General features: G+C 39.8%; 23 protein-coding genes. 4 read left to right on the top strand and 19 right to left on the bottom strand.

What is annotated here, in order from left to right; genetic code table 11:
• Window positions 1-64: 64 nt before the first annotated feature.
• The 3 genes from G413_RS0102110 to G413_RS0102100 all read right to left on the bottom strand — a co-directional run bounded on the left by G413_RS0102110 (window position 65) and on the right by G413_RS0102100 (window position 4926).
• Entirely contained in the window at window positions 65-2653 is a 2589-nt protein-coding gene (locus G413_RS0102110) for an ABC transporter ATP-binding protein/permease (RefSeq protein ID WP_022789295.1), read from the bottom strand.
• 167 nt (window positions 2654-2820) lie between these two features.
• Complete coding sequence (locus G413_RS0102105) at window positions 2821-4380, bottom strand: ClC family H(+)/Cl(-) exchange transporter (RefSeq protein ID WP_022789294.1); 1560 nt, start codon at window positions 4378-4380, stop codon at window positions 2821-2823.
• A 162-nt stretch (window positions 4381-4542) separates the two neighbouring features.
• Window positions 4543-4926 carry a desulfoferrodoxin family protein gene (locus tag G413_RS0102100; RefSeq protein ID WP_022789293.1) on the bottom strand — a complete coding sequence of 128 codons (384 nt, stop codon included), beginning with the start codon at window positions 4924-4926 and terminating at the stop codon, window positions 4543-4545.
• Window positions 4927-4978: 52 nt separating this feature from the next.
• On the opposite strand from G413_RS0102100, the gene G413_RS10695 reads away from it, so the two are divergent.
• Window positions 4979-5839: an RluA family pseudouridine synthase gene (locus G413_RS10695; RefSeq protein WP_051130142.1), complete on the top strand. Its 861-nt coding sequence runs from the start codon at window positions 4979-4981 to the stop codon at window positions 5837-5839.
• Here G413_RS10695 and G413_RS0102090 read toward each other — a convergent pair.
• Genes G413_RS0102090 through G413_RS0102070 form a run of 5 tightly spaced genes read right to left on the bottom strand, consistent with a single transcriptional unit; the run spans window position 5817 to window position 10075 of the window.
• Complete coding sequence (locus tag G413_RS0102090; RefSeq protein ID WP_022789292.1) at window positions 5817-6389, bottom strand: prepilin peptidase; 573 nt, start codon at window positions 6387-6389, stop codon at window positions 5817-5819. The genes G413_RS10695 and G413_RS0102090 overlap by 23 nt on opposite strands.
• Window positions 6390-6428: 39 nt before the next feature.
• On the bottom strand, window positions 6429-7298 hold the full coding sequence (locus G413_RS0102085) for a peptidylprolyl isomerase (RefSeq protein WP_022789291.1): 870 nt from the start codon (window positions 7296-7298) through the stop codon (window positions 6429-6431).
• A 3-nt stretch (window positions 7299-7301) separates the two neighbouring features.
• Window positions 7302-8501: a cation:proton antiporter gene (locus G413_RS0102080; protein ID WP_022789290.1), complete on the bottom strand. Its 1200-nt coding sequence runs from the start codon at window positions 8499-8501 to the stop codon at window positions 7302-7304.
• A gap of 55 nt (window positions 8502-8556) precedes the next feature.
• Window positions 8557-9447: an RluA family pseudouridine synthase gene (locus tag G413_RS10690; protein ID WP_022789289.1), complete on the bottom strand. Its 891-nt coding sequence runs from the start codon at window positions 9445-9447 to the stop codon at window positions 8557-8559.
• Window positions 9434-10075 (bottom strand): HAD family hydrolase, encoded by a 642-nt coding sequence (locus G413_RS0102070; protein WP_022789288.1) that lies wholly within the window; start codon window positions 10073-10075, stop codon window positions 9434-9436. The genes G413_RS10690 and G413_RS0102070 overlap by 14 nt, the downstream gene beginning before the upstream one ends.
• A gap of 134 nt (window positions 10076-10209) precedes the next feature.
• On the opposite strand from G413_RS0102070, the gene G413_RS0102065 reads away from it, so the two are divergent.
• On the top strand, window positions 10210-11727 hold the full coding sequence (locus G413_RS0102065) for a 4Fe-4S dicluster domain-containing protein (protein WP_022789287.1): 1518 nt from the start codon (window positions 10210-10212) through the stop codon (window positions 11725-11727).
• Between the two features lie 180 nt (window positions 11728-11907).
• Here the strand turns inward: G413_RS0102065 and G413_RS0102060 are convergent, their stop codons facing one another.
• The 10 genes from G413_RS0102060 to G413_RS10685 all read right to left on the bottom strand — a co-directional run bounded on the left by G413_RS0102060 (window position 11908) and on the right by G413_RS10685 (window position 21990).
• The gene (locus tag G413_RS0102060; RefSeq protein WP_022789286.1) at window positions 11908-12210 is read right to left on the bottom strand and encodes a DUF1905 domain-containing protein; all 303 of its coding nucleotides are present in this window, start codon (window positions 12208-12210) and stop codon (window positions 11908-11910) included.
• Between the two features lie 13 nt (window positions 12211-12223).
• Window positions 12224-13255, bottom strand: coding sequence for a YdcF family protein (locus G413_RS0102055; RefSeq protein ID WP_022789285.1), 1032 nt, complete (start codon window positions 13253-13255; stop codon window positions 12224-12226).
• 74 nt (window positions 13256-13329) lie between these two features.
• Window positions 13330-14445, bottom strand: coding sequence for a 5-methyltetrahydropteroyltriglutamate--homocysteine S-methyltransferase (locus G413_RS0102050; RefSeq protein WP_022789284.1), 1116 nt, complete (start codon window positions 14443-14445; stop codon window positions 13330-13332).
• Window positions 14446-14531: 86 nt separating this feature from the next.
• A complete protein-coding gene (locus tag G413_RS0102045; RefSeq protein WP_022789283.1) occupies window positions 14532-15431 on the bottom strand; it encodes a LysR family transcriptional regulator in 900 nt (299 codons plus the stop codon).
• Between the two features lie 4 nt (window positions 15432-15435).
• A complete protein-coding gene (rlmD, locus tag G413_RS0102040; protein WP_022789282.1) occupies window positions 15436-16578 on the bottom strand; it encodes a 23S rRNA (uracil(1939)-C(5))-methyltransferase RlmD in 1143 nt (380 codons plus the stop codon).
• Entirely contained in the window at window positions 16568-17179 is a 612-nt protein-coding gene (locus G413_RS0102035) for an HAD family hydrolase (RefSeq protein WP_022789281.1), read from the bottom strand. The genes rlmD and G413_RS0102035 overlap by 11 nt, the downstream gene beginning before the upstream one ends.
• Before the next feature lie 47 nt (window positions 17180-17226).
• Entirely contained in the window at window positions 17227-18558 is a 1332-nt protein-coding gene (locus G413_RS0102030; protein ID WP_022789280.1) for an MATE family efflux transporter, read from the bottom strand.
• 81 nt (window positions 18559-18639) lie between these two features.
• Window positions 18640-20547, bottom strand: coding sequence for a molecular chaperone HtpG (gene htpG / locus G413_RS0102025; protein WP_022789279.1), 1908 nt, complete (start codon window positions 20545-20547; stop codon window positions 18640-18642).
• An 82-nt stretch (window positions 20548-20629) separates the two neighbouring features.
• On the bottom strand, window positions 20630-21370 hold the full coding sequence (locus G413_RS0102020; protein WP_027968989.1) for a class I SAM-dependent methyltransferase: 741 nt from the start codon (window positions 21368-21370) through the stop codon (window positions 20630-20632).
• Between the two features lie 26 nt (window positions 21371-21396).
• Window positions 21397-21990 carry a GNAT family N-acetyltransferase gene (locus G413_RS10685; RefSeq protein WP_022789278.1) on the bottom strand — a complete coding sequence of 198 codons (594 nt, stop codon included), beginning with the start codon at window positions 21988-21990 and terminating at the stop codon, window positions 21397-21399.
• Window positions 21991-22072: 82 nt separating this feature from the next.
• Here G413_RS10685 and G413_RS0102010 point away from each other — a divergent pair, with 82 nt between their 5' ends.
• Entirely contained in the window at window positions 22073-22489 is a 417-nt protein-coding gene (locus G413_RS0102010; RefSeq protein ID WP_022789277.1) for a C-GCAxxG-C-C family (seleno)protein, read from the top strand.
• A 36-nt stretch (window positions 22490-22525) separates the two neighbouring features.
• Complete coding sequence (locus G413_RS0102005; RefSeq protein WP_022789276.1) at window positions 22526-23800, top strand: M48 family metalloprotease; 1275 nt, start codon at window positions 22526-22528, stop codon at window positions 23798-23800.
• 21 nt (window positions 23801-23821) lie between these two features.
• Here G413_RS0102005 and G413_RS0102000 read toward each other — a convergent pair whose 3' ends face one another.
• Entirely contained in the window at window positions 23822-25615 is a 1794-nt protein-coding gene (locus tag G413_RS0102000) for an oleate hydratase (protein ID WP_022789275.1), read from the bottom strand.
• Window positions 25616-25675 lie beyond the last annotated feature (60 nt).

Below are 25675 nucleotides of genomic sequence, written 5' to 3'. Positions count from 1 at the left end.
CAGTTCGAGAATAGCTAGTCATTCTTTAAAAAAAGAGCTAAGCAGGTTACTTAACTCTTATAGACTATTCACTTCGCAAGGCTTCCACCGGATCTTTTTTCGAGGCAAAGCGACTTGGAATTAGACCGGCTATAACTGTCAACAATAAACTGATTAAGATCAAGATCAGTCCACCCTGCCATGGAAGGCTGGCAATATGAGAAACTCCTGTTAAATTCTCTACGATCATGCTGATGGGAATATTCAACAAGATTGTAATCAAGATCCCCATGCATCCACTGGCCAGACCAATGATAAACGTTTCAGCATTAAAGACATGCGATACATCCTTTTTGGAAGCACCGATAGCTCGTAAGATTCCAATTTCTTTGGTTCTCTCTAATACAGAAATATACGTAATGATACCGATCATGATACTGGATACGATCAAAGATACCGATACAAAGCCAATCAATACATAGGAGATCATATTGATTACACTGGTCACGCTGGACAACATCATCCCAATAAAATCATTATACGTGATCACATTGGCTAAACGATCAGCTGCTTTTTCCTTTTCGTTATACTCGTTGATCAAATTGCTGATTTCTTCTTTATCTTCAAAGCTGGAAGCATAGATATTGATCTTTGTCGGATTATCCAGATCGATATATCCCAGCTTTTGTAGATTGCTGTCATAGGTCGCATTGAGATTTTCATTGTATGTGCTCATATAAGACATCAGTTCTTCCTGTGACATAGAAGCCATGGCCATTTGCTGCTCCGGCGTTAATTTCGAAATAGACATTTCTTCCCCATCCGAAAATGCCGTTCCGGTAAATACATTGGTATCCGGATGATTGATTTGTTCCTGTACGATCTGTGAATTTGAACACTGTTCAATCATATAATCACGCATTTGTGAGGAATAATACACACCGCCCATCGTTGTCTTTGATACGGTAGAATCGGCTGGTTTGATGATCCCAACAATTTTAACATCTGTTGCTTGATCCACAATCTGATCGACATAGGCTTCATCCTGAGATCCATCGATCCATACGCCATTGACTTTATGATACAAATCACTGTTATTGACCAGCTTAAACGTTGTATTTAATAATTCATCGTATGTGTAAGTGGCATCTTCACTCGTTTGAATTTGATCCACATTACCGGCTAAAAGCTGATTATAATTCTCGACCAGCTCATCTTGATCCATCAACCCCAGAGAATAGAGTACATAATCGGAAATCTCGTTTTGATCATTGACTTCGATCACGACCTCATTATAGGCATCCGGCCATTTTCCTTCAACCAGTTCAAATTCATCATCACGAAGCTCCTTGGTATCTGGCAAAGACAACCATACTTCATTAGACATCATCGATGTAGAAGAAGACATGAACTGACTTTGCAGATTCATCAAATCCGAGTAACCAAGGCGATCCAACAATCCATTCGGACTGACTTGTACCAGACCTTGATTACCTAAATCATTATAAACATGCATACTTAAACCATAATCGTATTCCACAGCTTTGGTATGATCCATGATTTGATCTCCCTCTTTACTTTCCAAATACGATTTAAAGGCAGAAAGATTGTTCTTGGAAGACTTTGAGATCGAATTCAAAATATCATTGATGTAGGGCATGGATGTGACCTCATCCTTGTTTGCCTTCTTTTCTTTATCGTCCGATGACATATTCATCATGGTTTCCATCATCGTTGACATATCCATGGTGTTATCTTGAATCTCAATTGGATAGCTGGCCATCGTATCATTTTCAACCTGATTGATATAAGTCTGCACCCCATTGGATAAAGAAAGGATCAAAGCGATACCAATGATACCAATACTTCCGGCAAAGCTTGTCAACAAAGTACGACCTTTTTTTGTCATCAAGTTATTTAAGCTCAGTGATAAAGCTGTTTTAAAAGACATACTTGGCTTTTTTAAAGAATCCGTCATTGGAGTAATTTCTTCCGGTGCAATAGGGTTGGTATCGTTTTGCACTACACCATCAAATAAAGAAATGATACGTGTTGAATAGCTCTTGGCAAGCTCTGGATTATGAGTCACCATGATTACCAGTCGATCTTTGGCAATCTCCTTTAACAAATCCATGATCTGCACACTGGTCTTGGAATCCAGGGCACCGGTTGGCTCATCCGCCAACAAGATTTCCGGGTTGTTGACCAAGGCTCTGGCAATAGCTACACGCTGCATCTGTCCACCGGACATCTGTGTCGGTTTTTTATCCAACTGATCTTCCAGGCCGACTTGTTTTAAAACCTCGGTGGCTCTTTGTCTTCGTTCTTGCTTATCGACACCGCTTAATGTCAATGCCAACTCTACATTACTGAGCACCGTTTGATGCATGATCAAATTGTAGCTTTGGAACACAAAACCAACACGATGGTTACGATAGGTATCCCAATCTTTATCCGTATAGTTTTTGGTAGAACGTCCGTTAATGATCAGATCCCCGCTGGTATATTGATCCAAACCTCCGATAATATTTAAAAATGTTGTTTTCCCGCATCCACTTTGTCCTAAAATCGAAACAAATTCACTGTCGCGAAATGTCAGAGAAATATCTTTTAAGGCATGTACGGTATTACTTCCTGTATCATAATCTTTGACAAGATGTCTAACTTCAAGCATATGAAAGCCTCCTTGAAATATGGAATATTATATCATTCATTAAGTTACTTAACAATATGTGAACCCTTCTTTATTCCTAACAAACCTTTACTCGATATAGAACAAAAAAAGTCCAATATCCTTTTAGATATCAGACCTTTAATTCTCAACTTCTTCTCATATGAAGCCTAGGTACTTTGATTCTGTACTTCCAAAGCTTCTTTCACACTGCATTCTAAATTTACATCGGTCAATACAGAAATCGTATCACCTTCTTTTATTTTAGTATTTCCCTTTGGCAATATCCTGTATTCACCTCGGCGTATTTCCACCAACAGTGTACCTTCGGGCAACGAGATATCTTTTACCATTTTGTTGGCTAACATGGATTCATGTTGTACGAGTATTTCAAATACGATTCTTTTTCCGCTTTCTTTAGGCTCTCCCTGCTCTTTATCCAACATGCCATCCAATAAAGCTTCATAAACCGGTGGACTTTTTAACAAGTCCGCAACGGCATAGGCTACTAAAGAAACCACCGTCAGCGATAACAGATGTGCCAGAGAATTGGTCATTTCTGTAACTAAGATGATACCGGTCAAAGGAGCTCTGACAATAGCTGTAAAATAGCCAGCCATTGCCAAAATAATAAAATTATGAAATAAAATAGGATCAACTCCTAAAAATGAAATAATTGCTTTAGCATATACAGAACCGATACCGGCACCCAAAACAATCAAAGGAAAGAAAATACCTCCCGGAATCCCGGAACCAAAACTGATGACGGAAAACAAAAACTTTACAAGAAGGAAAACGATCATGGTCGTCAAAACCAAATCACTGTTCATTTCTTCAAACAAGGCATGACCGCCACCCAACACCTGCGGCATGGTAATTCCAAAAACAATCGCCAACAAAAAAGGAATCCAGATTTTTACCCAGGTAGGTAAAGACAAGCTTTTGTACAGATCCTTTGTTCGAAGCAATACATAGTTATAAATTGCGCCGAAAACGCCAAGTAAAATGCCTAACAGGATCAGATAACCATAACCGGATAAGGGAATGGATTGAATCACCGGCAATTCAAAAATAGGCTGCATGCCAAAAATCTGCTTGGAAATAAAATCGGAAGCTACGGCTGCCGACATCATCGACAACAAAATCACCGGTGTAAAGTATTTAAAGATTTCTTCCAAGGCAAACATGACACCAGCCAAAGGGGCGTTAAAAGCTGCGGCCAATCCGGCGCTGGCTCCTCCGGCGATAAGAATCTTTTTTTCCAGTCGTCCGTTTCCCAACCGATTACCGATAGCTTCTCCAACATTGGCACCCAATTGAATCGATGGGCCCTCTCTTCCTAATGAAAGACCTCCGGCAATCCCCATCGCACCACCAACAAATTTACAAACCAGAGTAGAAAACCAACTTTTCCGCTTTAAAAAATATCCTTTTAAAATACCTTCGATCTGCGGTATTCCACTACCGGAAATCATAGGATTGTAATCCACCATTTTTCCAATCAAATACGCCACAATTCCAAAGATGGGAATCAACAACAAGATCCAGAGAAGATTTCCTGACACAAAATCATACAACGAAAAGGCAAAAGATTCGCCCTTTCCCAATACAAGTCGATACAATACCGCAATTCCTCCGGCACAAACGCCCACAAGCATACTTTTTAGAATAAGGATCACATTATCGAATACCGAATTGGTAAGAGAATGATAATTATTTTCCAATTTCATGATTTCCCTCTTTTCTTAAAAAATACACCTACCATTGTAGTAGAGTCTTTCCCATCTTACAACCACAGCTTGTATGATTCTTGTAGGAAAAGCCTGTAAAAACAAAAAAACCGGAATCTTTACATAAGAAATTCCAGTTCTTTTTACGATAGAGCTATTCAATTATTCAGCTTTTAAAGTAAACTCTGTTTTCCAAAGTCCGTGCAGATTACAATATTCATACACAGTTACTTTTCCGGATTTATTCTTCATGCAGAAATGTGCTTCTGGAGCCATATCCGGTGTCAGTGCTTTTTTCACATAGGTTCCGTCTTCAAATTCTACCCAGATCGCATTGATATAGTGTTCTGGTGTCATAGGGTGAGCCACACTTCCTACTTTAACGATCAACTTATGTCCATCTTGTTCTACAACAGGTACGTGTTTTTCCAAAGCCCCGTCAACTTCACCGGCTTTGACTTCACGTAATCCTTCAATAGCACCTTTTGTAGGTTCTACAACCAATTCAAATACAGCACCGCAGTCATCACATTTATAAATTTTCATTTCGAAAACCTCCTTTATATTGACATTATATCTTTAAACTCTAAAATAATCTATGAATATGCTTTCTTCACTTAAACTTTTACACTGTGATGAAAATCGACTGCAGTTTATTGCCAAAAAAGAGCTTACTCTTTTCGAACTGCAGTCTCTTTTTCATGCTTCCAGGAAGCACTGGAATCAATGCACAGACTTTAATGAACCGATTCTATACAAAGGACAATGTTATACAATTTCTTTTAAGCCAAAAGAGTTTATACATCCAGTATCCTTTGATGATGTTACGATCCTGTATGAAGACTGTTTTGTGATTCTAGCTTTTAAGCCCCCTTTTTTACTTGTTCATGATGATGGACACACGCAAGATACATTACAAGCAAGAATCGATGCTCATTTAATGATGCAGGGAGCCATGTATCCCTGTCAGGCAATCCATCGTATCGACTATGAGGCAAGTGGTCTTCTGTTGTTTAGTAAGCATCCTTTTTTTCAGCCTTACTTTGATTTTCAGATGCAGCAGCATCAGATCAAAAAAGAGTATCAGTGCATCGTCGAAGGAAAATTTCCTTCTTCTATCCATGAAATTTGTAAGCCGATCGGAAAAGACAGACATCAGGCGAAAAATATGCGTATTTCAAAAAACGGAAAACCAAGCAAGACAAAAATCACTGCGGTTGAATCTAATAAAAACGCATCCAAACTGACTATTGAAATTACGACCGGGCGCAAACATCAGATTCGTGTACATCTGGCTTCTTTGGGATACCCCATTTATAACGATCCTTTATATGGAGTGCGTAAAGATCGAAAAGGATTGTTGCTGCAAAGCCATAAGCTTTCTTTCCATCTTCCTTTTCAGAAACAAAGCCTTCAGATAGAATGTCCGGATGAGCCTAGAATGTACTTAAAAGACTGAATAAAATATCCCACAGATAATACCCCTTTACATAAGCAATCCAGACACCGACACATAAACAGGACACGTAGGCGATCATCTTCTTTTGTTTGATAACGGACCATAAAAGACCAAAAAGAACAGAAATTAATACCGCAACCATCATACGATGCATCCCTAAAATACAACCGAAAAAGCCTAAAAAATATACATCGGCTGTACCGATCCACTCTGGTTTTCTTCGATGTAAAAACAAAGCAGGCACACTGTATAAAAGTGCTCCTTGCCAAGGAAGACTTTGAAAGGTTCCAATAAAACCAATGGCAATGCATACACATACGATCGACCAATGCCAGCTAATATAATACGTATGTCGATCTTGTTCAAAAAGACAAAATAAAAAGGTAAAAAAAAGCTGTGAAAACCAGAATATAGCCTGGGATAGAAAAGGCTGGACAAAAAAAGAACACAGTCCGAAAATAATCCACTCGGTTTTTTCTGTTCTTTGCAACACTCGTCTTTCAAAAATGGATGCAGCATATGTACATACAAGAATAAAAAAAGCTTCCATACCGTTTAGTATAGAAGCTCCTTCTTACCAATTTCTTACTTATTCACCTTTATATTCAACAATTTCCACTTTTTCGATTTCAATATTTTCTAATGGATGATCTTGACTGTTTGTCTGTACTTGAGAAATAGCCTGGACCACATCCATGCCCTTAAAGACCTGACCGAAAACGGTATGTCCTCGTTGTGGATCAAATGCATTATAAGCCCCATCCAAAGAAGGATTACCACCTTGTGTCTGGTATAGTTCTTTATACGTTTCATCCACCTTATCCATATTTAAAAAACTGTATCCATAATAATTCAATACAGATTGTTTCTCTTTTTCGCTCATATCCTTGAGCTGATCATAGTTGGCTTGCATACTTTGCCAGTAAGATGGATCAACGACCGGAGCCTGATTGATGAAGAACTGACTTCCGTTGGTGTTGCTGCCGGCATTCGCCATGGCCAGAGAACCGGTAATATTGACAAGCTTGGTGCTGAATTCATCTTCAAATTCTTCTTTCCAGACGCTTTGACCACCACTGCCATCTCCATTAGGATCACCACCCTGAATCATAAAATCGGAAATCACACGATGAAAGGTCAATCCATCATAGTATCCTTCTAAAGCCAGTTTTTTAAAATTATAAACTGCCTTAGGTGCAGCCTCCGGAAAGAAGCGCACATAAATATCACCCATACTGGTATGGATGACAGCAATTTCTTCTCCCTCTTCTGGGGCGTCCAACTGTTGTCCTAAACTCAGACTTTCATCATTAGGATCGGGCATATTCTTTAGCTCGACCAATGTATCTTTATTGTCTAAAACATGCACAGCCGGGTTTTCTTCTGGTTTCGCACTTTGACAGCCCACAAGCAAAAAGCCGCTGATCAAAAAGCATACAAACCGTTTGAATGATTTCATAACCTATCCTCTTTCTACATCCAACAAATAATCTGGGTCGTTGGGAATCTTTTTATAAACTACCTTCAATAATATCGGAGTAATGACTGTGGTAAAAACGACACATAATAATACAGGTGTCACAAAGAAGGATGGAAAGATTCCTAAGGCCATACCACGATTGGCAACGATTAAGGCCACTTCTCCACGTGAAACCATTCCACAGCCAATCCGCATAGACTGTGATTTTGAATAGTGGCAAAGCAATGCGCCCAATCCACAGCCTACAATTTTACTGACTAAGGCAACGATACACAATAACAAGATCAAGATCAAGACTTCACCGGAAAAATTCAATGGCTCAAGCTTGAGGCCGATACTGGCAAAGAACACCGGTGAAATCAACAAATAAGATAGAGTTCCAATCCTTTTGGTCACATAAGCGCATTGACTGGTTCCGGATATGATCAAACCGGCCACAAAGGAACCGGTAATATCGGCAACACCAAAAAACTCTTCAGAAACATAGGCCATGATCAACGCAAAGGCAAAGCTGATAATGGAATATCTTTGCAGGCCCCCGCGAGAATCGTGATCAAACCACCAGGCAAAGACCTTGTGAAGAACAATACCGATAATGACGGCAAACACAAAGAACAATACTATTTTCAGTAAGACCATACCGACATCGACTGAGCTGTCAGCAAGTCCGGATACGATCGTTAATGCTACGATACCCAATACATCATCGATCACCGCTGCCGCCAGGATCGCATTGCCGCTGGTCGTTTTCATCGCACCCATTTCCTTGAGTGTTTCAACCGTGATTCCTACAGAAGTAGCCGTCAAAATCACCCCTAAAAATAAGTTGCCGATCCAGGCCTGCGCCCCTACATTATAGAAGCTTGCGACAAGATAGCCTAATCCTAAAGGTACTAACACACCTAAAACCGCAATCACCAAAGCCTTTAACCCGGCTTTTCTCAAATCGGTAATACTGGTTTCCAAACCGGCCCCAAACATCAACACGATCACACCGATTTCAGAAAGCGAAGAAATCAGATCACTAGGCTGCACCCAGTTTAAGATAGCTGGTCCCAATAGGATACCGGCAATCAAAGCACCCACAACAGCTGGCATTCTAAGCTTTCTAGTAAATAAACCAAATGCCTTGGTTCCTAACAGAATCAATGCAATATCTAATAAATAATGATAACTTGCCATAAAAAAACTCCTCACATAATGAGAATTATACTCCTCTGTAAGGGTTTTCATCAAGTTAGAATGGTCTAGGTATCGTAAAATCCTTGTTTGCGATTGGTAAACTCACATCCCCTATTTCTAAATGATAAGCGCATAAAGAATATTTTTTTTCACTTCCCTTATAGCCATATTTGACATCTCCACAAAGAGGATAGCCAAGATATGCCATACTGGCACGAATCTGATGAAATCTTCCTGTTTCCAAATGAATCTGAACCATTGTCTGCTCTTTTTGTCTTTCCATCACCTTAACAAACATCCTGGCCTCTTTGTATCCGGGAGCTTCATTGGATTGGACAAGCGCACGAGTTTCCTGTTTTTTAATGTAACAGACAACTTCCTTGGTATCCCATAAAGGCGTTCCTTCAATCTTGGCACAATACACCTTACGAACTTTATGACAAGCGATCGCATCATTCATTAAACGTAGTGCTCTGGCATTTTTTGCCGCCAGGATCAAACCGGATGTATTTTTATCCAAACGATGACAGATTGCCGGGGCAAAGCTGTTCTCTCTTTGCGGATCATATTCCTTTTTCTGATATAAATAATACTGTATGCGACTGACCAATGTATCCTGCAAGCCTTTTTCATCGCTTTGCGAAAGCAAGCCTACCGGCTTATTGACCAGAACAATATCATCATCTTCATAGACAACATCAATACTTCCGGTATTCACAGGACAAGCCTTCTGTCTGGTTTCTAAAAATTCATAAGGAAGAAATAAAAGGATCGAATCACCTTCCTGCAGCTTTTGATCATATGTGCAACGCTTACGATTGACTTTGATCTTCTTATTGCGAATGGCTTTATACATCATCGATTTTGTCAATGTCGCATAATGTTTTTGAAGAAAGCGATCCAGTCGTTGTCCGGCATCATTTACCCCGATCTTAATTTCCTGCATAAATGACCTCTAAACACTCTTTTAATGAATCCAGCACAGGCACACCTGCCTGCTGTAAACGACCTTTTGATTGGTGTCCGGTCGTCACCAACAAGCATTTGCCGCCAGCCTGACTGGCTACTTCATAATCATGCAAGCTATCGCCCACAAACCAGACTTCATCTTCTTTCTGACATGTCTTCATATATGCTTTTGCCAGTTCCAGTTTACTATGCGCATAAATATCTTCAATTCCATAAATGTGATCCACTCTTTCCTGTACATCGTTTTTTTGAATCTGCGCCAACAAATAATCTTTTTTGCTGGCCGAAAGAATTGTTTGTTCAATTTGTAAAGATCTGGCCTGTTTTAATACATGATAAGCATCCTGTACTAATGAGCAGTCATAGCTCTTTTCCTGATAGTATTCCATATATTCGTGAGCCAGTTCTTCAAAAGAAGTTTTTGTGAAGTCAAAGCCAATTGCTCGATAATAGTTTTCAATCGGAAAACCAAATACTTTTCGATAGGCTTCTTTATCCGGTAAACAGGACAATCCGTGATGAACTAATAAGTTATTGATGCATTCCAAACACAAATCGATATCATCAAACAAAGTTCCGTTCCAGTCCCATACAATTTTTTTCATTTTGATCACCGTAATGATTATAGCATGCTTACGAAAACTGAACAGTATTGTGAATTTGTTAGCAATTTCTCCTTTTTTTTAATGGCATTGTCCGATATAATGAAATGGGTAAAAAAGTATATTAAGGAGGAACTATGCGCGGTATATACAACTCAGTTACAGATTTGCGTCGTAAGGTCTTTGCGGCCATCGCCAGCATGGCCTATGAGGACTGTGATGATCTTGCCAAACGAATCGAACAGATTCCATATGAACTGTTACCAGGCGACAAAGCAACCTATCGTAACAGTATTTTCCTGGAAAGAGCCATTATCGGTGAACGTTTACGTTTAGGTATGGGTCTTCCTACAAGAGATGCAAAAGAATTTAAAGCGTTATCGGATGGTATTGAAGAAAGTGCTATTGCGAAAAAATATTATGATGATCCGTTGGTAAACATCATTAAATTCGCATGTAATGCCTGTCCGGAAAAGAAAGTATTTGTCACAAATGCCTGTCAGGGATGTCTTTCTCATCAGTGTACAGAGGTTTGTCCAAAAGATGCGATCCACATTGTAAACGGTCGTTCTTTGATCGATCAGGATAAATGTATCAAGTGTGGACGTTGTATGGAAGCTTGTCCTTACAAAGCTATTACAAAGATTGAACGTCCATGTGCGGCCAGCTGTGGTATGGATGCGATTCACAGTGATGAAGATGGAAAAGCTGTTATTGACTATGATAAGTGTGTCAGCTGCGGTATGTGTTTAGTGAACTGTCCATTTGGTGCCATTGTCGATAAAGGACAGATCTTCCAAACGATTTATGCGATGAAGGAAGGACACCGTGTCGTTGCGGCCGTTGCCCCTGCTTTTGTCGGACAGTTTGGACCAAGTGTAACACCGGAAAAATTGACAGCAGCCTTAAAAGAATTAGGTTTCAGTGATGTTGTCGAAGTTGCCATCGGAGCTGACCTTTGTACTATCGAAGAAGCAGAAGACTTCATGGATAAAGTGCCGGAAAAACAACCTTGGATGGCTACTTCCTGCTGCCCTGCCTGGTCTGTTATGGCTAAAAAGCTTTTCCCACAATATGCTTCTCATATTTCCATGGCCTTAACGCCAATGGTATTAACAGCACGTATGATCAAAAAAGACGATCCAGACTGCAAAGTCGTATTTATCGGTCCATGTGCAGCTAAAAAACTGGAAGCCAGCCGTAAATCAGTACGAAGTGATGTAGATTTTGTACTGACATTTGAAGAAGTCATGGGAATGTTTGTTGCCAAAGGGGTTAAACTGGAAGAAATCGAAGGTAATGATCCACTGTTAAAGGGAACGAACCGTGGCCGTGAATTTGCTGTGAGCGGTGGTGTTGCCAAAGCCGTTAAATCTTTGATCAACAAGAAACATCCGGAAGTGGAAGTTAAAGTACAGGCGGCTGAAGGTTTGAAAAACTGTAAGACGATGTTGATGATGGCAAAAGCCGGACGATTGGATGGATACCTGTTAGAAGGTATGGCTTGTCCGGGAGGATGTGTTGCCGGAGCCGGTACTTTACAACCAATCGCCAAGTCCAGTGCTGCCGTTAAGAAGTATGCCAATGAAAACACATTGGTCAACTGTGATGAAAGTCCATACGGCGATCGATTGGAAGAATTGACAAAAGGATAAAATGAGAAAACCATTGAGATAAAGCGCTCAATGGTTTTTTTTAGTGCTGTTTTGGTTAAGATGCACAAGCGCTACCGTTTACTTTTTCAAATTCATGTTATTTTGTCGAATACGGGCTTACAAGCTTGTGACGTTCGAAATTTTTAAAATGAAACCGATATTGCAGCCAACCTGTCAAGTTCAATGTAAAACCCATGGATTTAATTGTGGTTTCACAATGACATGAAGGATATCCCCATTTCTTTTACGAAGTGTTTGGCGAATGCTCTTTTTTACACCTAGGATGTAACAAATGTTTCCAGTTTCATCCTTGATCCCCATATTTACAATACTGCCCTCATATTCAATTCCGTCAAACCATGCCATAACTTTTAGACGACCTTTTCCAAATTCTTCTTTGATATTCCAGGGAAAAATGATATAAGCACAACCTTTCTTCGGAACTTCATAGAGTATCGCATCAAATTCATAAACATTCTTCATTCTATCCTCCTTATCATCTTATCAATATGGGTGCAATGACAAGCACATAACCAATAAGAAACAAAATCAGATGTTTTGGTTCGCGATGAACGGCTACAAATTCACGAATCAAAGCACTGGGCCAATAATATGAAGCCACACGGGCCCCAATTCCCGTACAAGAAAAATTCAATTTTGAACAATAACGCAAAGCTCTATAAACATGATAGTTGCTTGTAACAAGGGCAACATAATGCCTTCCTGGAAACGATTCGATCAATGTTTTTGAAAACTTTAAATTTTCCCAGGTCGTTGTAGACTGATCCTCCATTTCTATCCTATTCTCGGGGATTCCCTGTGATAGAAGATAGTTCTTCATCGCCATTGCTTCTGAACAGACTTCATCAGCGCCTTGACCTCCGGAAGGAACCAAAATAGGCGGTGATAGATCCTTACGATACACTTCGATAGCCTTGTCGCAGCGATCTTTTAACAACTGAGTCACTGTTCCATCTTTATGCAGCCCGCTGCCATGAATGATGACATAATCAAAATCTCTTTTATGAGGAATGATTTGTAGAAACAGGCAATAAAACATAAAGGAGACAAAAACCAGTGATACATAGATGACGGATATCGAAATAAAAAACAGGCCCTGTGATATATGCGAAAGAAAATCACTCCATCGATCCACGACTTGTGATCCCGTCAGTAAAACGAAGATAAAAGTTGCGATTTCCCCAATCCCTATAATCAGCCCAAAAGCCAGTGATAAAAGGTTGCCTAAAGAACGTCCTTCTCTTCTCCACATCAAGATACCATTCCAAATCAATCCGATTGGGACAAACAAAATCAGTAAAATAATCAAAAGTAACAGCACGACAAAAGTCGTTGTCGCATACTCACCGGTTAAAGAACAGACAAAAGGGATGCTGAAACAGCCAGCCATCATCAACAAGAATGTATTGCGATAACGACTTCGATTATTATGCATCGAATAGATAAAAACCAGCCAGAAGAAAAGAGCCGGAATACCTGCATGCCATACATTTTCCAAATAATTCATACTTTCATTCTACGATAGTTCAAAAAACTTGTCATTTCATTTGTTCATGTAAAAAAATGACTCTATCGAGCCATTTATCCCCATACCTCTTCGGCAATCTCTTTCACCAGTGTCAGTTTATCCCATTGATCCTGATCTACCAGTTTATTTCCGATTTCACAGGATGCAAAACCACACTGTGGACTTAAATACAAGCGTTCCAGATCGACATACTGCGATGCTTCTTTGATACGATCAATGATCGTCTCTTTCTTTTCTAAGGCAGCCGCTTTGGTAGTCACCAGTCCCAATACCACTTTTTTATCCTTCGGTACAAAACGTAGTGGTTCAAAGCCACCGGAGCGTTCGTCGTCAAATTCAAGATAGAAGGCATCTACATTTTCTTTCGCAAATAAGAAAGAAGCAATCGGATCATACCCTCCGCTGCTGGCCCAGGTGGAATGATAATTTCCTCGGCAAACATGTGTTGTTACGACTAGATCATCCGGTCGATTTTCTAACGCTAAGTTGTTTAAGCGTAAATATTGTGAAGCTACATCTTCCAAGGAAACTTCTCCATTTTGACGGGCACTCCAATATTTGGTATCACAAAACATGCCCCATGTGCAGTCATCCATCTGAATATTACGACAGCCGGCCTGATACAACTCCTGAATCACCGTTTGATAGGCCCTGGCAATATCCTGGATCAGTTCTTCAATATCTGGATAGATGGCCAGTGTCTGCTTCCCATTATCTTCTCTAAACAGTTCCGCCAACAGCTGTGCCGGTGCCGGGAAGGTCTGACGTGCCACCGTATTTTCATCCTCAAATTGTTTTACGAAGCGATAATGTTCGACAAACGGATGATTTTCACCGGAAATTTTCCCAACCAGCTTGATAGAACCCGGTGTTGTTTCCTCACCATGAAAGAAATACCCGTGATTCAGTTCAATCTCTTCGATTCCATTCAATCCCCACATAAAATCCAAATGCCAATAGCTTCTTCTGAATTCCCCATCGGTGATCGCATGATAACCGGCATCTTTCTGTTTTTGGATCAGCTTAGTGATTTCTTCATCTTCCACCTGCTTTAACGCCTGGACATCAATCTTTTTTGCCTTGAAATCGGCTCTGGCTTGTTTTAAACGTTCCGGTCGCAAAAAGCTTCCCACAAAATCATATCGAAATGGACTATATAATTGACGCATCGTGACATCCTCCTTATTTATGACTCTAATCTTAATCGATTCAAATGGATTCGTACAATATAAAAAAGAAACAGTTTACCATAGGATCAATCTATGGCAAACTGCTTTAGAATTTCGATATATTGTTTCGCAAAGCGACTATATACAACCTGACTGTGATGAATAAATCCAATTTCCATATAATCTTCAACATCTAATGGAATCGCAATGATGTCTTTTCCATTTAACTGCTCATTGATTACACCGCTGCAGATTGTATAACCGTTTAAGCCGATCAAAAGATTAAAGAGAGTCGCTCTATCACAGACACGAATATCCTTTTTACTTTCCAGCGTACTTAAAATTTCTTCTGAAAAGTAAAACGCATTGTGCTCTCCCTGTTCATACGATAATCGAGGATAAGCTTCCAGATCCTGCAGTGTGACAAGCTTCTTTTGCGCTAAAGGACTATGAATACCAACAAATACATGTGGTCTGGCGATAAAAAGACGCTCAAACTGTAAATGATGTTCTTTAAAGGCTTTTTTCAAAACCGCTTCATTATAGGCATTCAGATACAAAATACCAACTTCACTCTTTAAGCGTGCTACATCCTCTATGATCTCATACGTCTGTGTTTCTCGAATACTGAAATCATACGTATCGCCTACTGTTTTCAAAAGCTCGACAAAGGCTTCGACCGCAAAGGAATAGTGCTGTGTGGAAACACAAAAAGAATGACGAACCGGCATGGCTCCGGCATAGCGCTCTTCCATCAGATGCGTCTGCATCAAAACTTGTCTGGCATAGCCTAAAAACTCCTCGCCTTCTTTCGTTAGGATCACGCCTTTATTAGTTCTCTGAAAGATCGTGATCTGAAACTCATTTTCCAGTTCTCGAATGGCCGAGGTCAAAGAAGGCTGTGAGATATACAGCTTTTCTGCGGCCTTGCTGATGGTTTGGGAGCGAGCCACTTCTACGATATATTTCAACTGCGTTAACGTCATGTACTTATCTTCTTGTCAACAATACGACACTTTCTACATTGGTCGTATTCGGAAACATGTCCACCAGATCCATGGATTTTGCCTTATAGCCCTGGCGAAAGAACAGATGTAAGTCACGAACCAGACTTCGTGGATCACAGGAGATATATAAGATCTTTTTAGGGCGCAAGGCACAGGCATTTTCAATAAATGTCGGTGTAGTTCCGGCTCTGGGCGGATCTAATACGATCACATCAAAATGAGTATGATGTTTTTTGGCTTCTTCCATAAAACGCGTGGAATCCATAGAAACAAAACGCGCGTTCTTTATGCGATTTTGTTTAGCATTTTCTTTGGCAAACCCAATCGAGTCCGCATTGATTTCCACCCCTGTCACCATTTTACAAGAATCTGCCAGGCTTAAACCGATCGTACCAATACCACAATAAGTATCTAATACCGTTTCCTGTCCCTGCAGCTGCAACTTTTCTTTGGCCACCTTATACAATAACTCGCACTGGTCATGATGAACCTGATAAAAGGTATTAGCGCCCATCGTAAAATCTAAGCCGCAAAGCTTGTCCGTGATCGTACCATCACCATATAAGACAAAAGCTTCATTTTCTAAGACCACGGATGTGTTTCGCGGATTCACGCTTTGAAGAATCGTTTTGATTTCTTTAAATTCACTCACTAAGGCATTCACCAGATTTCGCCGGGAAGGAAAAGCTCTTTTGGCTGTCACAAAGACGATCATAACCTGATTGGTTTGGCTGGCATAACGAATCAGAACATGGCGCAGCAGCCCGGTTCCGGTTTTTTCGTTATACAACTCGATCTTCATGGAATCTACCAGTTCGGTGATACGTCCGATGATCGCATCCACATTTCTTGGATGCATTAAACAATTCTTTGTAGCCACTACGGCATGGGAATGTGGTGCATATAATCCAGATACCACTTTCCTTTTGTATTTGGCAAAACCAACGATTATCTTATTACGATAGCCTTTGATGCGATTGGCTTTATATACATTCCCAATTTGAAGCTTTAACCGATTTCTCGTTAACAAGGCTTCCACGTTGTTCTTTTTTTCCTGTATTTGTTTTTCATAATCCAGATGCAGTAAGTTGCATCCCCCACAAATTTTACTAACTTTACACTTCATGAATCTTTTCCCTAACTTTCTGTTCGATTTCTTCGGGGTTTCGTAAGGTTATGACATGAAACCCCAGCTGCCTGGCTGCCTGTGTATTTTCTTCTTTATCATCAATAAAAAGACACTCCTGAGCCTTTAAATCATACCGCGACAATAAAAGCTGAAAAATGGCCGGATCCGGTTTGATCAATCGATCCTGATACGAGTAAATACCACCATCCACATCCGCAAATATATTGTTATTCTCAATAAAATATTGATACGAATCTTCCGGTATATTGGAGAGAATATAGATCTTATACCCCTCTTCTTTTAACTGTTTCATCAATTGTATGCTGCGATCAAAAGGTTTCACATAACGTGCCCATGTCGGTATCAGCCTTTCAATCTCTTCTTTGTAACAAGGCATACGTTTAATGGCCACTTTTTTTAATGTAGCGCCGGAATATAGCCCTTGATCATATGCATGCCACAGTCTCTCTTCAAAAAAGAGTGTATAGAGATCCTGTGCTATTTTCGGATCTTTATAAAAATCATTTAAAAATTCTTTTGGCTGAAACGTTGCCAGAACATTTCCTACATCAAATACAATATTTTTTATCATAGTCATAAGTATATCAAAAAGTCATAAAAAAGAATATGTTTCGATATACCGAATCAAAAGAGACTTCTATGCCGAATCATGTAATAGAGATAGTACAAAGAAGACAAGCCCCATGTTAAAGGATAGACCCAATAGACAAATTGAATATCATAAAAAAGAGAACCGGTCACACTTAAAAAGACAACTCGTGCAACGCACCAGCATAAAATCATAACCATCATCGGTATCATAGGCTTTCCGGCGCCGCGCTGCAAGGCCGAGAATGCATGGGTAAACGCCAACAGGCAGAAAAAGAAACCGGCAATCTGCGAGCGATCTACACCAAAGGCAATCACTTCCGGATTTTGATCAAACAACATAACCAATGGCTTGGCAAAGATCACGGTTCCAATACCGATCAATTCCGCTAACAGGACACTGCATACGATTCCGAAAACAGCTCCTTTTTTGGCTCTTTCCTTTTGACGGGCACCTAGATTTTGTCCGACAAAGGTCGTAATCGTATTATTGAAGCTGATGATCGGTAAAAAGGCAAAGCCTTCGATCTTTGAATAAGCCCCACAGCCGGCCATCGCCATGGCACCAAATATATTGATATTGGATTGCACCACCACATTGGCAACTCCGGTAATAGAATTTTGAATCCCACTGGGAATTCCATTGCGTAAGATTTCCATTAACATCTCTTTTTCAATTCGAATATCGCGAAAAACCAGTCGATAACTTTCCTTACTGTTATGGAAAAGACACATACATAAAAAAGCGCTGACAAACTGCGAAAGGATTGTTGCGAAGGCGGCCGCTTCGACACCCATACCAAACCAGGCGATCAAAATATAATCTAGAACGATATTGATCAGACTGGAGATGATCAAATAATATAAAGGATGTTTACTATCTCCCAGAGCCTGCAGGATGCCGACAAAAATATTGTACATAACAAGACCCAGCCCTCCGGCAAAATATACACAAAAATACTTCAGTGATTCTGGCATCACCGTATCAGGCGTACCCATCAATTCTAAGATCCAGGGTGCTAAAAGAATACCGGCAGCCATCAATACGGCTGACATGATAAATCCAAAGGCAATATCGGTATGAATGGCAATCTTCAATCTTTCATAATTCTGTGCTCCAAAATAGCGGGCAATCACAACACCGGCTCCTAACGCAATACCGTTAAACAAGCCAATCATCATAAAAATCAAATTACCAGAAGAACTGACCGCAGCCAGCGCTTCACTGCCTAAATAGTTTCCTACGATCAAAGAATCCGCTGCATTGTATAATTGTTGAAATAAATTACTAAAGAAGATCGGCAGCGCAAAAAGAACCATCTGCTTCCAAATTACACCTTTTGTCATTGTCTTTTGTAGAACTGCCATAGTAAGACCCCTTGACCATTATAAGCATAAATCCTTCCTACGCCAAGAATATTTCCGATAATAAAAGTAGGATTTTGCATCCTACTTATGACTATCTACTAATAATTCACAGATTTTACGTGAATAAGCAATTGGATCTTCGATGGTAAAGCCCTCAATCAGCAAGGCTTGGTCATACAATACATCCGCTACTTCTTTGACCTTTTCTTTATCCTTGGCATACAGCTCTTTTAATGTAGAGAAGATCGGATGCGATGGATTGATTTCCAAAATACGCGTTGCCTTCATCGGCCCCATTGGATTGTCACCCGGCATATTCGCAAATACTTTTTCCATCTCAAAAGAGAGTCCTTCTCCAGCTGTTAAACAAACCGGATCCTCGCTTAAACGATTGGAAAGTTTTACTTCACTGACCTTATCCTTCAAGCTTTCTTTCATGAACTCCAGAAGATCTTTATTATCTTCTTTTGTCTTCTCCAGTTCCTTTTTCTCTTCTTCGGTATTTAGATCCAAATCCCCTTGTGTCGCATTCTTAAATGTCTTTTCACGATAGTTCATCAATGTATTCATGACAAATTCATCAACTTCATCGGTCAGATATAAAACCTCAAACTCTTTCTTCTTCAAGGTTTGAACGATTGGTAACTTATCGATCAAGGCCACATCCTTACCAGATACATAGTAGATATCCTTCTGGTCTTCCTTCATACGATTTACATATTCGTTTAACGTAACCAGCTTTTGTTCCTTAGAAGAATAGAATAATAATAAATCCTGGAACTTCTCTTTATCCATACCATAGTTATTATAGACACCAAATTTTAGATTGATGCCAAATTCTTTCCAGAATTTTTCGTATTCTTCTCTTTCTTTTGTCAGCATCGTAGTCAGTTCACTTAAGACTTTTTTCTCAATACGAGAAGCGATTGCCTTTAATTGATGATCGTGCTGCAGCATTTCACGAGAGATATTTAAGGACAAATCTTGTGAATCAACTAACCCCTTAACAAAGCGAAGGCTGTCCGGCAGCAGTTCTTCGGCATGGTCCATGATGAATACGCCTCTACAATACAACTGCAAGCCTTTTTTATAGTCCTGTTGATAGAATCCCTGCGGTACATGGCTTGGAATGTATAATAAAGCGGTAAAGCTCACATTTCCTTCCACGCTGAAATGAATTACACGCTGTGGATCCTGAAAATCAAAGAAATGATCCTTATAGAACTGATTGTATTCTTCTTCGGTAATCTTTGACTTTTGACGTTTCCATAAAGGTACCATGGAATTCAACGTCTGATCCTCGATGACAGTTTCATATTCCGGTTTATCGGAATCTTTGGTTTCTTCTTTAACTTTTGACGTTTCCACATTCATATGGATCGGATAACGAATATAGTCCGAATATTTACGTACCAGTTCTTTTAATTCATATGTTTCCAGATATTGGGAGTATTTTTCTTCCTCCGTATCTTCTTTTAAGGAAAGGATAATAGTTGTACCATGACCATCTCTTTGAGCTTCTTCCATGGTATAACCACTTTCGCCATCACTTTCCCAGCGCCAGGCTGGTTCCTCTTCCTTTTTCGAAATGACAACCAGATCCTTTGCCACCATAAAAGCAGAATAGAATCCGACACCAAACTGTCCAATGATATCAACATCATTCTTTGACTCATCATCCATCTGTTCTTTGAACGCTAAAGAACCACTCTTTGCGATCGTACCCAGATTTTCTTCCAGTTCTTCTTTGTTCATACCGATCCCATTATCGATGATCGTTAACGTACGTGCTTCTTTATTGGGTTCCAAGCGAATCTCAAACTGATCCGGACTGACATGTCCTGCATGTTCATAATAATATTTATCAATCGCATCACTGGCATTGGAAATCAATTCACGTAAAAAGATTTCCTTGTGCGTATAAATCGAATTGATCATCAGATCCAACAATCGTTTCGATTCGGCTTTAAATTGTTTTTTTCTGGTCATATTACCACTCCTTTTAGCACTCTTCCATTTAACCTGCTAATATAGTGTACAATATGTGTTTAGCACTGTCAAGAACGATCTGCTAAAACGTTGATTTTATCGCTTTAGCCTTGACCAGAAGCATCATCGGACGCCGCAGTTCATCTTTCATACCTGGCAGTTCCATCATCTCCATAGATGGCATGGCTTCTTCTACCACCAACAATTCAAAACCCGTATGAATCAATCCCATTAAGATTTGAGTCAATGTGTGATGCTGCTTCTTGACTTCACATCCCAAAAAATGCGTACTTCTTTCTCCGGGCTTGAAATAATCATCGATTGCCCAGTATTGAATCTTTCCCTGCTTGTCATAAATCCAGTCTTGATGAATACCGGATGTAAAGACCGGATGTTCTATATTCAAAAGAAAGATACCATTTGGCTTTAATGTCTGATGTACATGTTCAAACACCCATTCCAGATCTTTGACATAATGCAGCACCAGATTGGATACGACCAGATCCCATGTATCCTTGGGATACTCATAGCTGCATAGATCACAGACGCGATAGTCGATGTTATTAGCCGTATGTTTCTTCCGGGCTTCTGAGATCATCTTATAGCTTTGATCGATCCCTAAGATTTTTCTGGCCTTTTGTTTGGCTGCATATTCACAATGCCAGCCATATCCACAGCCTAGATCCAACACATCTTTTCCTTCTAAACCAGGAAACAAGAGCTGCAGCAGATGCCACTCTCCGGCAGCTTGTAACCCCTTTTGACTGCGATCCATTTTTGCGTATTCCTGAAAAAACTGTTCATCATCATATATAGAATTCATACTCTTTTACTCCTTAAAAAAGCGATTCAATGACGAACCGCTTTCTCTTTTAAAATTTGCGTTACCTGTCCCCAATCTTTTTCAGCCTGTTCACTGCTGATATCTTTGGTGTTGCCTAAATAAGGGGTAAATCCCAAACGGGCATATAATGCGATCGCCCCATAGCTTTGTGATTGTGTGACCAGATACAGCGGATACTTACCCGGGTTTTCATCATAGCGCATGCACAGTTTAGACAACATGCTTTGCGCAATCTTTTGATGCTGCGCTGTTTCCTTTACGGCAACAAAATGAACTCGTAAACGTTTTTCTTCAAAGTCATGACCTGGCCATAATCCGGCAGAAGCCACCAGCTCTCCCTGTTGATCTGCCACAAATAAAAAGTTCTGTACAAAAAAAGCACGATCTTCCTTTAACATCGATTCCCATTTTTCCTTTGCCTGTGCTAAAGAATCAAATAAGCCCACTTCCAGCTGCAGCTTACACCAGGCTTCTTTTAGCGTGTCATCAAACTCGACATACTGATACTTTGTGTTTAAAGGAATTTCTTTTCGTACCGTTTTTCTAGGCATGACCATTAACACCCGAATAAAGGGTACACTTTTATCCAATACTGTCATAGTTAACCTCACTTATATTGTCTTTATTTTAGCATAATTGCGATTTTGAAGGAATTGTGTCAAAATAAATTCGGTGATTAAAATGACATTACAAGAAACAATTCAAAAGTATTACGTACAAGGAAACTACAACTGTTCAGAAACCTTGATCCATGCCGCCAATGAGTATTACGATCTAAAGCTGGACGAGGATTCCATGAAAGTCTTATCCGGTTTTGGCGGTGGTATGTTTGTCGGCTCTACCTGTGGGGCACTCATCGGCAGTGTAGCAGCCGTATCCAAAAAAGTGATTCAATCAAAAGCACATGAAGAAATCGACACATTTCGTCCACAGATCCAAAAATGTGTTCGAAACTTCAAAGAAAAGCTGGGTGGAATGGACTGTAAAGACATTAAGCCAATCCACCATGACAAAGAATCGCGTTGTTTGAAAACTTGTCTTTTGGCAGGAGAAGCATTAGAACAAACCATGAAAGACGCAGGAATCGAGCAGGCGTAAGTCGCTCTTTTCTTTTTGTGAAAGGAGATTCTCACCATGCGAATTCTACTCATTGTATTTACGATTCTTTCTTTTTTATATGAGATCATAACCTATACTCTTATACAACATCAAAGAAAAAAGCCGCTTCCTAAAGAAGTGGCAGATATCTATCCAGCCGACCGGTATCAAACTTTTTTGGCCTATAAAAAAGACTTAAAACCCATCTTCTTTACCCGTTCCATCCTATCGACTTGTGCCTCTTTGATCGTTTTGATCAGTCCATTTTACAGCTTGTTAGACCATCCCAATCCGTATATCGGATGGATCTTAACGATGTTGGTTATCCTGTTAATCGATCAACTGATCGATCTTCCTTTTGATTACTATACAACCTTTACCATAGAAAACCGCTATGAACTCAATCATCGAACCAAAAAGGAGTTTTTTAAAGATCTGCTGATTTCTAATATAACCAATGGTATCGCAACCCTATTGTTAGGATACCTTTTTGTCTATATTTGTACCCACATAGAAAGCTGGACACACCACTTTGCGATATCGTATACGGAATCGTTTCTATTTTGTCTAGGTCTAGCTTTTGTCTTCTTTCTTTTATTTTGCATCCTTCAACTGATTGCGCTTGGTTCCATGCGCCTTCAATATCATTTTCATGAATTGGAAGAAGGAAAGCTGCGTCAACAAATATGGGAATTTTGTAAAGAATCCAAAAAGAAAGTACGTCATATCAAAATCTATGATGAATCTAAGAAATCCAACAGTCGAAATGCATTTTTACTCTCTTTTTTAGGCTATCGCGAATTTGGCATTGCGGATAACTTCATTCTTCAAAATAAAACCGATGAACTTTATGCCGTATTGCTTCATGAAATCGGGCATTTAAAACATAAGAAAAACATCTGGAACTGGCTCCAATATGTATGGATCGTATGCTTCTTTTGTTTTTTAGTATGGCTCATTCCCAATGCCCATGTAATCCTTTCACTCAACGAATGGATATTACACGACTTTCATTTAGAATATACAAACTATTATTTAAGCCTCAGCTGTTTTTTAACCCTATTCAAGCCCATCCTTTTCATCTTAAACCTCTATCGAAACTATGTTTCCTGTAAAGAAGAAAATGAAGCGGACAACAATGCCGTTCAACATGGTTATGGAAATGCATTGATTCAAACCTTTAAAACCATTTCTACGGATGAATTGATCGATGTCAATCCCCATCCGATCATCGAATTCTTAGAATATGACCATCCAGGCATGTACAGGCGAATCTCTACAATTTTAAAGGAAGAAAAGAAACGAAGCTAATAAACTTCGTTTCTTTTTATTCTATTCGATCAAACCACTTTCTTTTAATAACAGTTCGATATCAGTTCCCTTGACTCGTTTCAACAAGACTTTAAGCATTTCTCTTTCTTTAAGACTCAACTTTACTTGGGATAGCATTTTTTTATCAATGGCATAATAACTTGCCTTTAACAATTCACGAACATCGTATTGACTGCCCCATACTTCTGGAACCCCACGATCGATATCCAACAGCGTATAAACCGATTCCATACCCGTACGAATCGAATACTCTGTTGTAAAGATCGTATCTCGCGGTGTTTCCGCAAATTGTCCGATAAAGGCAAAGTTAACGGCACCATCGACTACGATCTTAGGACGATCGCTGTTCTTTCTTGGCTGGAAGAAAGCATTGATGTATGGCATAAAACATGTGGTTGTATGACAGGCATTTTGTGCCAAATCTTGAATGTGACTTTCTTCGATACCGATATGGTATAACCATTCCTGACAAATTTCCTGACCCGTGCAATTTCGCATTTCTCTTTGTACATAGTTTCCTTTGACATCGGTGTGCAAACCATACAGCCAGATTAAAACCGTATTTTTATCCTGTGCTTTAAACTGTGGCTGGCGATTGATTGTCCAAGACATATACCAATGATCGACACTGTCCTTAATCGTTACAATTCCGCCGGTGGTAACCTTGCCTATACGGGGATCACGCTTACAAATGTTCATGATCTTTTCAATGATTTCTTCATTCGAAGTGGCCACTGTAGCACTCATCCAATTCGTAGCTTCTATATCCGAACAGAAAACTTCCGGTCGACCATATTCACCATGTTCTGCTTGTGAGGCAATATTCTTCCACAAGTCCCAAGATTCTCCGCAGCCGTTCTTTACATGATTGAGATTTGGAGCGTGGTTTTGATCACCATAGCACGAAGTATCGGTACAACATCCATTGGTGATAAAGACTAGATCTTTTTCAATCAAATCAATCGAACATTCCTTTCCCTCTTTCACATAAATTATTTGACGAGCGATTTTTTTATTCCCTCTTGTTTCCAAGATGACATTTTTGACATCCATGCCATATTCAATCTGTACATGATGTGCTTCCAAATATTTGACAAGCGGCAGGATCATGCTTTCATACTGATTGTATTTTGTAAAACGCAAGGCACTAAAATCCGGCAAGCCATCAATATGATGCACATAGCGACAAAGATATCGTTTCATCTCTAAGGCACTGGACCATTTTTGAAACGCAAACATCGTCTGCCAATACAGCCAGAAATTTGTATTCCAGAACGATTCTGGAAGTACATCGCTGATTTTTTTATCTTCCAGATCTTTTTCTGGTGTCATAAACAGATGCGATAAAGCCAAAGCACTCTCCTTGTCGAGCTTAAACTGTTTATCCGTATATGCATCTTGCCCACGATTCACGGTCGCACGACATAAAGAGTAGTTTGGATCTTCCTTATTTAACCAATAGTATTCATCTAACACCGATATCCCTGGTGTTTCGATGGAAGGTACATCGCGAAACATATCCCACATGATCTCAAAATGATTATCCATTTCACGACCGCCACGCATATAAAATCCCTTATTCAAATCTTTTCGGCCATCACAGCTTCCACCTGCCAGATCCAGTTTTTCCAATAAATGAATATGTTCTCCTTTCATCTGTCCATCTCGAACCAGATAAAACGCGGCAGATAATCCAGCCAACCCAGTCCCAATGATATACGCTGATTTTTCATCCACATCTTTTGGTTTTTTAGGATGTGCAAAGGCTTCATACGTTCCTGATGCATAGTACATATTATGTTCCTCCTTACTGATACACAAAAGATAAACGAAGCCCTCCTCTATCGCCATAAA

It is taken from the genome of Faecalicoccus pleomorphus DSM 20574 (assembly GCF_000420345.1).
Lineage (GTDB): Bacteria > Bacillota_I > Bacilli_A > Erysipelotrichales > Erysipelotrichaceae > Faecalicoccus > Faecalicoccus pleomorphus.
The sequence above is the reverse complement of the archived record's forward strand: the minus strand, read 5'-3'. Positions and strand labels throughout refer to the sequence as shown.